The sequence below is a fragment of the Pantoea sp. EABMAA-21 genome, assembly GCF_030053335.1.
GTDB classification, from domain to species: Bacteria; Pseudomonadota; Gammaproteobacteria; order Enterobacterales; family Enterobacteriaceae; genus Pantoea; species Pantoea communis.
Map to the genome: position 1 here is coordinate 18,437 of NZ_JASGBX010000018.1, position 11,444 is coordinate 29,880.

Below are 11,444 nucleotides of genomic sequence, written 5' to 3' on the forward strand. Positions count from 1 at the left end.
CTCAATCCTGCCGATATTAAGTTCATGACAGCATTTGTTCCCACGTTGTATTATCGAATATATAACGTAACAAGGAGTAAAAAATGCTGAAAATCAATTACCGCTGGGCTGCTATTACCGTACTGACTGTTTCCATGGCCGGTCACGCTGTGGCGGCAGAGAAGATCACCGTGTTTGCTGCGGCATCGTTAACCAATGCGATGCAGGATATTGCCACGCAATATCAGAAAAAGAGCGGCGTTGAAGTGGTATCGTCCTTCGCTTCATCCTCGACGCTGGCGCGCCAGATCGAACAGGGGGCACCGGCCGATCTGTTTATCTCTGCTGATCAGCAGTGGATGGACTATGCGGTGGATAAAAAGAGTGTGGTGGAGAACACCCGCTACACCTTGCTGGGCAATGATTTAGTGTTGGTGGCACCGAAAAGCGACAGCGCAAAAGCGGTGACTATCAATGCAAAAACTGACTGGAAAAGTTTGTTGAAAGGCGAACGTCTGGCGGTGGGCGATCCGGATCATGTCCCGGCCGGGATTTATGCCAAAGAAGCGCTGCAAAAGCTGGGCGCGTGGGATACGGTGTCGCCGCAGCTTGCACCGGCTAACAACGTCCGTGCCGCATTGGCGCTGGTCGAACGCAATGAATCACCGTATGGCATCGTGTACGGTTCTGATGCGGTTGCCAGTGACAAAGTGCAGGTAGTAGGACGCTTCCCGGACGATAGCCACAAGCCAGTGGAATATCCGATGGCGGTGGTAAAAGATCATCAGAACGCAACGGTTGAAGCCTTCTACAAATATTTGCAGGGGCCGGACGCCGCTGCTGTGTTTAAACAGTATGGATTTGCGCCGAAGAAATGATACTCAGTGATCCCGAATGGCAGGCCGTGTTTCTCAGCTTAAAAGTTTCCAGCGTAGCGGTGCTGTTTAGCTTGCCGTTTGGCATCATGATGGCCTGGATTCTGGCACGTTGCCGGTTTCCAGGTAAAACCTTACTCGACAGTCTTATCCATTTGCCGCTGGTATTGCCACCGGTGGTGGTGGGATATCTGTTGCTGATTGCACTGGGCCGACGTGGATTCATCGGCGAGTGGCTTTACGACTGGTTCGGTTTCACCCTGGCCTTTAGCTGGCGTGGGGCGGTACTGGCTTCGGCCGTGATGGCTTTTCCGCTGATGGTGCGGGCGATTCGTCTGGCACTGGAAGCGGTGGATACCAAACTGGAACAGGCAGCACGCACGCTCGGTGCCGGTCGCTGGCGCGTGTTCTTCACTATCACCTTGCCGCTTACGCTACCGGGCATCATTGTCGGTACCGTTCTCGCTTTCGCCCGTTCACTGGGTGAGTTTGGCGCCACCATCACCTTCGTTTCGAATATCCCCGGCGAGACGCGCACCATTCCCTCGGCGATGTTCACCCTGATTGAAACCCCCGGCGCAGAAGGCACTGCCGCACGCTTGTGTGCGGTGGCCATTGCGCTGGCGTTGTTATCGCTGGTGGCCTCTGAGCTGTTGGCACGTTGGGGCCGTAAGCGGCTGGGGGCAGCCTGATGCTTAATCTCAATATTTCCCAGTTGCTGGGCGATCACCAACTGAACGTCAACGTGCAGGTTCCCGGCAGCGGCATTACGGCTGTTTTTGGTGTATCCGGTGCGGGCAAAACGTCGCTGATCAACGCGATTGGCGGTTTGACACAGCCGCAAAGCGGCCAGATTCAGCTCAACGATCGTCTGCTGTTTGATTCGGCGACGCAGGTCAATCTGCCGCCGGAAAAACGCCGCGTTGGCTATGTGTTCCAGGACGCTCGGCTGTTTCCGCACTATCGGGTGCGCGGCAATTTGCAATATGGCATGGCTGCTGCCATGAAGCCGCAGTTTAACGCGCTGGTGGCATTACTGGGCCTTGAGCCTCTGCTGAGCCGTTTTCCAGCCTCGTTGTCAGGCGGCGAGAAACAGCGCGTGGCGATTGGCCGTGCACTGCTTACCGCGCCCGACATCTTATTGATGGATGAGCCGCTGGCGTCACTGGATCTGCCACGCAAACGCGAACTGATGCCGTATCTGCAAAAGCTGGCGAAACAGGTCGATATTCCGATTCTTTATGTCTCGCACAGCATGGATGAAATTCTGCAACTGGCGGACAACGTGCTGGTGCTCGACAACGGCAAAGTCAAAGCCTTTGGTTCGCTGGAGAAGGTGTGGAGCAGTGCAGCCATGCGCCCGTGGCTGCCGATAGCCGATCGCAGCAGCGTGCTCAGAGTGCAGGTTCTGGAACAGCATCCCGATTACCCGATGACGGCACTCTCTTTAGGGGATCAGCATATCTGGGTAAGCCGCGTCAACCAGCCGCTGAAAACCGCACTGCGCATTCGTATCGCTTCTGGTGATGTGTCGCTGGCCTTGCAGCCGCCGCAAAACACCTCGGTGCGCAATATCCTGCCGGCTCAGGTGGTCGAGTTATTGGAGATTGACGATCAGGTGGAAGTGAAGTTGCGCATTGGCATTAGCGAACTGTGGGCGCGAATTTCGCCGTGGGCGCGAGATGAGCTGGGGATCCGGCCCGATCAATGGCTGTATGCGCAAATTAAGAGTGTGGCGATCACGGCTTGACCTTAGGGTCATCAAGGGCGATCAGACAAAATGTGTGCGATGTGCGGATGAAAGCACCCGGTGTGACCCTCATTATTAACGATAAGGTGCAGCAGCGGCCGCACCTTAAGCATTCGCAAGGTGCGCCGTGGTGCGCACCGCGAACATCCTGTGCTTACAGGACTTCCTGATAAATCACTTCGGCAATACCTGGCTCCAGATTGGTGCCAATCACCTTTTTGCTGCGCGCTTTAATCGCCTCATCAGCATTGCCCATCGCCACGCCTAAACCGACCTGCTCCAGCATACTGAGATCGTTGTAGTTATCGCCGAACGCCAGCACATCCTGCATGCTGAAGCCCTGGCTCTCTACCCACTGTGCCAGACGCTTGCCTTTGCTGTTGCCCGCCTGAGCGATATCCACCTGATCGTGCCATGACCACTCACACGCCAGGCCGAGTTCGGCTTCAGTGCGTTCAGCAAACTGCTGCAATGCACGGGTGTCAGGGTGGGAAAGAGCGAACTTCCAGATGGATTGCGCATCCAGCGCCGCCTGCGCCAGGCTTGGCACCTGCAGGAACAGAGGACGCTGCGCTTCCGGTAGGGATTGTGCCCAGTTCAGGGTGCGGGTCACATGGCCTGTCGGCTCCTGATACAGCATCGCATCATCGACATACAGCAGGCCGTGAATGTTCTCCTGATCGAGCATCTCAATCACGCGGGTCGCCTGGCTTTTTTCCAGCGGATCGGAAGCCAATACTTTTTTCGCCTGATAATCGTACAAGTAGGTGCCGTTACAGCAGATTGCGGGTGTATCCAGCTGCAGCGCCTGATAAAAAGGATGAATGGCGCAGTGGTGGCGACCGGTCACAATCAGCACTTTGACCCCCGCCTGTTGTGCGCGGGCTAAAGCTTCGATCGATTCAGGCAAAATGGTTTTAGTAGGGGTCAGCAGGGTGCCGTCGAGGTCAAGGGCGATTACGCGGTAGCTCATTACACTTTCCGTCCGGGAGTTAGCAAAGCATTGAGTCTACACCCGGCAGCGGCCCTGAGACAAAAAACAGGGCACAAATGAATCCAGCGCGGCAAAATGAAACGCGCTACAGTTATCCCTTTCATCAGGCAGCGAATAAGGAAAAACGCATGAAACAAGTCGTGTATACCGCCAGTCCCGAGAGCCAGCAGATCCATGCGTGGCAGTTGCAGGAAGATGGCGCACTGACGTTATTGCAGGTCACGGATGTGGCCGGTCAGGTGCAGCCGATGGTGGTGAGCCCGAAGAAAGATTTCCTCTATGTCGGTGTTCGTCCGAATTTTCGCGTATTAGCGTATCGCATTGCGGCCGACGGTTCTCTGAGTCTGGCGGGTGAAGCGCCACTGCCGGGCAGCCCAACGCATATTTCGACCGATCGCCAGGGTAAATTCCTGTTCTGCGGTTCTTACAATGATGCATGCGTCAGCATCAGCCCGATCGACAGCGATGGTTTGCCGCAAGCCCCAAGCCAGGTGATTGGCGGCATGGATGGCTGCCATTCAGCCAATATCGATCTCAGCAACCAAACGCTGTTTGTGCCAGCACTGAAGCAGGATCGTATTTGCCTGTTCCAGCTTAACGCCGATGGCACTCTGGCACCGCGCGAGCAAGCACAGGTCACCACAGTTGAAGGTGCGGGTCCGCGCCATATGGCATTCCATCCAAATGGCGCGTACGGCTATGTGGTGAATGAACTTGATAGCACCGTGGATGTGTGGGCACTGAACAACGTGCATGGTCAGGTTGAGCGTGTGCAGAGTCTGGATATGATGCCAAAAGATTTCAGCGACACGCGCTGGGCGGCTGATATCCATATCACGCCAGACGGCCGTTTCCTCTATGCCTGTGACCGCACCAGCAGCACCCTTACTGCATTTAGCATCAGCGAAGATGGTTCAGTGCTGGCGATTGAAGGTTATCAGCCAACCGAAACCCAGCCGCGCGGCTTCAATATTGATAACAGCGGTCAGTATCTGGTGGCGGCAGGACAGAAGTCGCACCATATCGAAGTCTACAAGATTGCCGATCGCGGTCTGTTGCAACCGCTGGCGCGTTACGCGGTGGGACAAGGCCCGATGTGGGTGGTGATTCACGCACTGGATTGATGATAAAACGGCGCCATTCGGCGCCGTTCTCATTTTAAGAATACAGAACTGTGATCGACGCGCTTGCCAGTGCATGGAAGTGCACATTAAAGCCGACCATGGCGCCGCTCGCGCCGGCGTCGACATCAATCTTATCGGTGTCCATCGCGTGCACAGTAAAGATATAGCGATGCGGATCACCCTGTGGTGGTGCTGCGCCACCGTAACCGGTTTGACCGAAGTCGGTACGGGTTTGAATCGCACCCTGCGGCAGCTCGACCACGCCTGAACCGGAACCTTGTGGCAGCTCGGTGACGTCAGCCGGAATATTTGCCACTACCCAGTGCCACCAGCCAGAACCGGTGGGGGCATCCGGATCGAAGCAGGTCACGACAAAGCTCTTTGTCCCTGCAGGCACCTCATCCCACGCCAAATGGGGAGACAGATTGTCACCCTGACGTCCCATCCCATTGAAAACGTGACGTTCGGGCATTTTATCGCCGTCTTTAAAATCCTGGCTAACTACGCGCATGACTTCTCCTTTTTCCGTTGTGCAGTGTGCTCTCCATCATGGTGGAAAACGCGCTCCACTTCCAGTTCGCTTAGGCCAGGAAATGTGCCTCAACGTCCAATGCCGCGCGCACCGCCTGGGTTAACTGCGCCAACTCTGCGGCAGAAATCAGATAAGGTGGCATCAGATAGATCAGCTTGCCGAACGGACGGATCCACACGCCACGTTCGACAAAGAACTGCTGCAGCGCCGCCATATTGACCGGTGAACGCGTTTCAATCACACCAATCGCGCCCAGCACACGCGCATCGGCCACCGCATGATGTTCACGCAACGGCAGCAGCTCACGACGCAGTTGCTGTTCAATCGCCGCCACCTGCGCAGGCCAAAGTCCCTCGTTGATCATCGTCAGGCTTTCAACGGCCACCGCAGAAGCCAGCGGATTGCCCATAAAGGTCGGGCCATGCATAAAGCAACCTGCCGCACTGCGGCTAATGGTGTCGGCCACTTCGCGCGTGGTCAACGTGGCGGAGAGCGTCATGGTGCCGCCGGTCAGCGCTTTACCGAGGCAGAGAATATCTGGCGTAATCCCGGCGTGTTCACAGGCAAACAGCTTGCCGCTGCGGCCAAAGCCGGTGGCGATTTCATCGGCAATCAGCAGGATACCGTAGCGGTCGCACAGCTCACGCACCTGTTGCAGGTAGCGCGGGTGATAGAAACGCATACCGCCTGCGCCTTGCACAATCGGTTCAAGGATCACCGCGGCAATGTCGCGATGGTGCGTCTCGGCTAACCGGGCGAAATCAGCGAAGTCCGCATCGTTCCACTCATCATCAAAACCGCACTGCGGCGCAGCGGCAAACAGATGCTCGGGCAGATAGCCGCGCCACAGACTGTGCATCGAATTTTCCGGATCGCACACCGACATCGCGGCAAAAGTATCGCCGTGATAGCCACGTTTTAACGTCAGGAATTTCTGTCGCGTTTCACCGCGCCCCAGCCAGTACTGCAACGCCATTTTCATCGATACTTCAACGGCAATCGACCCCGAATCGGCGAGGAACACGCACTCCAGCGCTTCAGGGGTCATCTCGACCAGTTGACGGCTCAATGCCACTGCCGACGGATGGGTAATGCCGCCAAACATCACGTGCGACATCTGTGCCATTTGTTGCTGCATCGCCTGATTGAGGCGCGGATGGTTATAGCCATGAATCGCTGCCCACCATGACGACATACCGTCGACCAGTTCACGTCCATCGGCCAATTGAAGCTGGCAACCGTGCGCTGCCACCACCGGATAACAGGGCAGGGGATCGCGCATTGACGTGTAAGGATGCCAGATATGCTGGCGGTCAAAGTTGAGGTCGTCTTGGGTGAACATCAATCTTGTAAACCATTTTGAAAAGATTTAGTTTACAAGTATAACCACGTTAATCGTCGGGATGAACCCCTTTTTTTTGGAGTAAGCAATGGCAAACCGCTGGACACTGACACAAGCCCAGGCTCTGTTCGATAAACCTTTCCTTGAGCTGATGTTCGAAGCGCAGCAAGTTCACCGTCAGCATTTTGACCCGCGTCAGGTGCAGGTCAGTACGCTGCTGTCGATCAAAACCGGTGCCTGCCCGGAAGATTGTAAATACTGCCCGCAGAGTGCGCGCTACAAAACCGGGCTGGAGTCCGAGCGGCTGATGGAAGTGGAAGCGGTGCTGGAGTCGGCGCGTAAAGCCAAAGCGGCAGGATCGAGCCGCTTCTGCATGGGCGCTGCGTGGAAAAACCCGCACGAACGCGACATGCCGTATCTGGAGCAGATGGTGCAGGGCGTTAAAGCCATGGGCATGGAAACCTGCATGACGCTGGGCACGCTGGATAACACCCAGGCGGAGCGTTTGGCCAGCGCCGGGCTGGATTTCTACAACCACAACCTCGATACCTCGCCGGAATTCTACGGCAGCATCATCACCACGCGCAGCTATCAGGAACGCCTGGATACGCTGGATAAAGTGCGCGGCGCAGGCATCAAAGTCTGTTCTGGCGGCATCGTCGGCCTGGGTGAAACCGTGAAAGATCGTGCTGGCTTGCTGGTGCAGCTGGCGAACCTGCCGACACCGCCAGAAAGCGTGCCAATCAACATGCTGGTGAAAGTCAAAGGCACGCCACTGGCCGATAACGATGACGTTGAGCCGTTCGACTTTATCCGCACTATCGCCGTGGCGCGTATCATGATGCCATCGTCACACGTCCGCCTGTCCGCGGGTCGTGAGCAGATGAGCGAACAGACACAGGCGATGTGCTTTATGGCCGGTGCTAACTCGATTTTCTACGGCTGCAAGCTGCTGACCACGCCAAACCCGGAAGAGGACAAAGATCTGATTCTGTTCCGCAAGCTGGGCCTGAATCCAGAACATACCGCCACTACCGCCGGTGATAACGAACAGCAGTATCAGCTCAGTGAGCAGCTGGTGCACGCTGATACCGAGCAGTTCTACAACGCGGCGGTGTGATGGGCTGGTCATCTCGCATCGAACAGGCGCTGGCGGCGCGACGTGATGCCGATGGCTGGCGTCTGCGACGCCGGGTTGAACACAACAGCGTGCGTGAGATAACGCTGGAGGGGCGTTCATACCGTCACTTCTCCAGCAATGATTATCTCGGGCTGAGCCAGCATCCAGCGGTGATTGCGGCCTGGCAACAGGGCGCGGCAGAGGCGGGTGCGGGAGCGGGCGCATCGGGTCATGTGACGGGCTATAGCCGTCATCATGCACAGTTAGAAGAGCAACTGGCTGACTGGCTGGGTTACAAGCGTGCGCTGCTGTTTATCTCTGGCTTTGCCGCCAACCAGGCGGTGATCCACCTGCTGGCGGAAAAGCAGGATCGCATTCTTGCTGATAAGCTGGCGCATGCTTCATTACTGGATGCTGCCAGCCACAGTCCCGCGACATTACGCCGCTTTGCGCACAACCAGCCGGAGAGTCTGGCAAAACTGCTGGCTAGCCCGTCGGAAGGCGGTACGCTGGTGGTGACGGAAGGCGTATTCAGCATGGATGGTGACAGCGCACCGCTCGCCGCTCTTGCTGAAGAGACGCGCCGTGCTAACGGCTGGCTGCTGGTGGATGATGCGCACGGTATCGGCGTGCACGGTGAGCAGGGGCGCGGCAGTTGCTGGCAGCAGGGCGTGAAACCGGAATTGCTGATTGTCACCTTTGGTAAGGGCTTCGGCGTCAGCGGTGCTGCGCTGCTGTGTGACGATGCTACGGCGGATTACGTCGAGCAGTTTTCACGCCATCTGATCTACTCCACCGCGATGCCACCGGCACAGTGTTGTGCGCTGCTGGCGGCATTGCAGCAAATTCAGCAGGGCGATGAACTGCGCGAGCGGCTGAATAGCCATATCGCGCGATTCCGGGCGGGTGCCGCTGATTTGCCCTGGCAACTGATGCCATCAGCCAGTGCTATTCAGCCGTTGATCGTCGGGGAAAACAGCGCGGCGCTGGCGTTGTCACAACGACTGGCACAAGCGGGATGCTGGGTTAGCGCCATTCGGCCGCCAACGGTGCCGCCGGGCACGGCGCGGCTGCGCATTACGCTCACTGCTGCCCATCATAACGACGATATTGATCGTCTGCTGGAGGCGCTGTATGACGCTGCAGGTTAACAAGCAGGCGGTCGCCAAAGCGTTTGGCCGTGCCGCACAGCATTACGAGCAGCATGCCGAGCTGCAACGGCAGAGCGGCGATGCGCTACTGGCGCTGGCACCCGCGGGCTTCGGGCCGCATCTGCTGGATGCGGGCTGTGGCACCGGTTGGTACAGCCGCTACTGGCGCGATCGTGGGCGCGAACTGACGGCGCTGGATCTCTCCAGTGCGATGCTGGACGCCGCGCGTGAGCAGCGCTCGGCGCAGCACTATCTGCAAGGCGATATCGATCATCTGCCGCTGCCGGATGCGTGCGTCGATGGCGTGTGGAGCAATCTGGCGGTGCAGTGGAGCAGCGATCTGCGCCTGGCGTTGCAGCAGTTTTTGCGCGTCACACGGCCGGGTGGCAGCGTGCTGTTCTCAACCTTGCTCGATGGCTCCCTGCATGAAGTGCATGAAGCCTGGGCTCGGTTAGATGGCCGTCAGCACGCCAATCGTTTTCTCAGCGCAGCGCAGTTCTCTGCCGCTCTCACAGGCTTACCGGCGCAGTGCCAGCCGCAGACTATCACGTTGCATTTCCCCAGCGCGCTGAGTGCCATGCGTTCTTTGAAAGGCATTGGTGCTACGCATCTGCACGACGGCCGTGGCGCACAGCCGCTCACACGCTCGCAGCTCACGCAACTGGAGCAGCACTGGCCGCAGGATACGCAGGGTTATCGTCTTAGTTATCACTTGATGTACGGAGTTTTGAGCAAATGACACGCTGGTTTATTACCGGAACGGATACCGAAGTGGGCAAAACGGTCGCCAGTGGCGCACTGTTGCAGGCGGCAAGCGCAGCAGGTTTACGCACCGCAGGATACAAGCCCGTGGCCTCGGGCTGCGAGATCACCCCAGAGGGCGTGCGTAACAGTGATGCGCTGGCGTTGCAGCGCTACAGCAGCCTGGCGCTCAGCTATGAGCAGGTGAATCCACTGGCATTTGTCGAGCCGACGTCACCGCATATTGTCAGCGCGGAAGAGGGCAGGCCGATTGAGTTTTCTGCGCTGTCAGCCGGATTGCGTGCGCTGGAGCAGCAGGCCGAATGGGTATTGGTTGAAGGTGCGGGCGGCTGGTTTACGCCATTATCCGAGACGCAGACCTATGCTGACTGGGTCGAAGCGCAACAACTGCCGGTGATTCTGGTGGTGGGGGTGAAGCTAGGTTGTATTAACCACGCGATGCTGACAGCGGAAGCGGTGAAGGCGCGAGGGTTGCGGTTAGCCGGTTGGATTGCCAATGATATTCAGCCGCCAGGTAAACGACATGCCGAGTACATGGCCACGCTGCGTCAACGTATTGATGCACCGTTCCTCGGTGAAATTCCCTATCTGGACAGCGAAGCACAACAGGCCGAGTGCGGTCAGTATTTAACGTTGCCGCAGTCATGAGCCTGTTTCAGATGCGCATTCATGCGCACTCTACTTCATATCGCCCGTAGGATCGTTATGGATGGCGATTCGATGTCAGGTACGCAACAGTGCGCACCTGACATCATTTCGTCCGTAGGGCCGCCATAGACCAGCACCTTCAATGTCAGAATGTGATGCAACATTTTGGCTGCAGTTCATCGATGGCGACCACATCATCATGTCGCTGTCAGCCACTTATTCACCGTCACATCATCCAGCAAAGCGACTTTACCCTGCGCCACATTGCGACCACGGTGAAGCAGCAGGAAATAGTCTGCCACGCGGCGGATGAAGGAGACATGCTGCTCCAGCAGTAAAATGGTCAGGCCGTAATCGCGATTAAGACGGCGTATCAGGTTGCCCATCTCCTCTTCCAGCCACGGCGACATTCCTTCGGTCGGCTCATCCAGAATCAGCAGTTTAGGTTGCAGCACCAATGCTCGCGCCAGTGCCAGCTGCTGCTGTTGATCCATCGGCAATTCGCCACTGCGCTGATGACGCAAGGAATAGAGTGCCGGGAACAGGTCAAACACCATTTCAGGAATGGCACGGCTGCGATCGTCCTGAGCGGCCATCAGCGCGATCATTAAATTATCTTCCACGCTCATCTGCGAAAAGATATGGCGACCTTGCGGCACATAGCCAATTCCCATGCGCGCACGCTGTTCGGCGGGCTGCAGCAACAAATTCTCGGGTGGCGAGCCATCTTCCTGCCAGATCATTGAGCCACTGTTAATGGGCAAGCGACCCATAATGCAGTTCACCAGCGTGGTTTTGCCCATGCCTGGACTGCCCAGCACACCCGTACAGGTGCCGGGCGGCAGATCGAGATCCACATCCCACAGGATATGGTTGTGACCGTAAAACTGATTCACCGAACGTAAACTCAGCATCTGACATACTCCTTCCAGATTATTTGCCTGAATGCTTCCGCTCTGTGTCGTCTGGCATACAGTCGTGCACGATTAAGGTGGACACTGCTGTTGATGGCCTGCAAGGCAAGCCGTATGGACTCGTTACTCCATCGTTAAACTACTGCAATTACCAGGCCAGGTTAATGGAACGGGATATTCTGAGTCAGAATCCAGCGAAAGCGGGCTTAAAAGGTGAGAAATACTTAATAATCCCGCTGAGTAATAACCTGAC

Annotated in this window: 12 protein-coding genes; 8 read left to right on the forward strand and 4 right to left on the reverse strand. The window is 56.9% G+C overall.

Annotation, left to right across the window (positions count from 1 at the left end; genetic code table 11):
• Positions 1–83: 83 nt before the first annotated feature.
• Genes modA through modC form a run of 3 tightly spaced genes read left to right on the forward strand, consistent with a single transcriptional unit; the run spans position 84 to position 2,604 of the window.
• The gene (modA, locus tag QMZ65_RS21105; RefSeq protein WP_211728112.1) at positions 84–857 is read left to right on the forward strand and encodes a molybdate ABC transporter substrate-binding protein; all 774 of its coding nucleotides are present in this window, start codon (positions 84–86) and stop codon (positions 855–857) included.
• A complete protein-coding gene (gene modB / locus QMZ65_RS21110; RefSeq protein WP_097117397.1) occupies positions 854–1,546 on the forward strand; it encodes a molybdate ABC transporter permease subunit in 693 nt (230 codons plus the stop codon). Before modA ends, modB begins: the two co-directional genes overlap by 4 nt.
• Positions 1,546–2,604 (forward strand): molybdenum ABC transporter ATP-binding protein ModC, encoded by a 1,059-nt coding sequence (modC, locus tag QMZ65_RS21115; RefSeq protein ID WP_283216629.1) that lies wholly within the window; start codon positions 1,546–1,548, stop codon positions 2,602–2,604. Before modB ends, modC begins: the two co-directional genes overlap by 1 nt.
• A 154-nt stretch (positions 2,605–2,758) precedes the next feature.
• Here modC and QMZ65_RS21120 read toward each other — a convergent pair whose 3' ends face one another.
• Positions 2,759–3,577, reverse strand: coding sequence for a pyridoxal phosphatase (locus QMZ65_RS21120; RefSeq protein ID WP_160832577.1), 819 nt, complete (start codon positions 3,575–3,577; stop codon positions 2,759–2,761).
• A gap of 149 nt (positions 3,578–3,726) precedes the next feature.
• On the opposite strand from QMZ65_RS21120, the gene pgl reads away from it, so the two are divergent.
• Positions 3,727–4,722, forward strand: a complete 996-nt coding sequence (gene pgl / locus QMZ65_RS21125) for a 6-phosphogluconolactonase (protein WP_283216630.1) — start codon at positions 3,727–3,729, stop codon at positions 4,720–4,722.
• A gap of 34 nt (positions 4,723–4,756) precedes the next feature.
• On the opposite strand, the gene QMZ65_RS21130 is transcribed toward pgl, so the two are convergent.
• Together QMZ65_RS21130 and bioA are read right to left on the reverse strand one after the other, a co-directional pair.
• The gene (locus QMZ65_RS21130) at positions 4,757–5,233 is read right to left on the reverse strand and encodes a kinase inhibitor (RefSeq protein ID WP_034821147.1); all 477 of its coding nucleotides are present in this window, start codon (positions 5,231–5,233) and stop codon (positions 4,757–4,759) included.
• Between the two features lie 70 nt (positions 5,234–5,303).
• A complete protein-coding gene (bioA, locus tag QMZ65_RS21135; RefSeq protein ID WP_097117394.1) occupies positions 5,304–6,596 on the reverse strand; it encodes an adenosylmethionine--8-amino-7-oxononanoate transaminase in 1,293 nt (430 codons plus the stop codon).
• An 88-nt stretch (positions 6,597–6,684) separates the two neighbouring features.
• On the opposite strand from bioA, the gene bioB reads away from it, so the two are divergent.
• From bioB to bioD, 4 genes are read left to right on the forward strand one after another with little or no spacing between them, the layout of a single operon-like run.
• Positions 6,685–7,716 (forward strand): biotin synthase BioB, encoded by a 1,032-nt coding sequence (bioB, locus tag QMZ65_RS21140; RefSeq protein WP_034821141.1) that lies wholly within the window; start codon positions 6,685–6,687, stop codon positions 7,714–7,716.
• A complete protein-coding gene (gene bioF, locus QMZ65_RS21145; RefSeq protein WP_283216631.1) occupies positions 7,716–8,867 on the forward strand; it encodes an 8-amino-7-oxononanoate synthase in 1,152 nt (383 codons plus the stop codon). Before bioB ends, bioF begins: the two co-directional genes overlap by 1 nt.
• A complete protein-coding gene (gene bioC, locus QMZ65_RS21150) occupies positions 8,851–9,606 on the forward strand; it encodes a malonyl-ACP O-methyltransferase BioC (RefSeq protein ID WP_283216632.1) in 756 nt (251 codons plus the stop codon). The genes bioF and bioC overlap by 17 nt, the downstream gene beginning before the upstream one ends.
• Entirely contained in the window at positions 9,603–10,277 is a 675-nt protein-coding gene (gene bioD / locus QMZ65_RS21155; protein ID WP_283216633.1) for a dethiobiotin synthase, read from the forward strand. The genes bioC and bioD overlap by 4 nt, the downstream gene beginning before the upstream one ends.
• 197 nt (positions 10,278–10,474) lie before the next feature.
• Here bioD and QMZ65_RS21160 read toward each other — a convergent pair whose 3' ends face one another.
• Entirely contained in the window at positions 10,475–11,191 is a 717-nt protein-coding gene (locus QMZ65_RS21160; RefSeq protein ID WP_034821129.1) for an ABC transporter ATP-binding protein, read from the reverse strand.
• Positions 11,192–11,444: the final 253 nt, after the last annotated feature.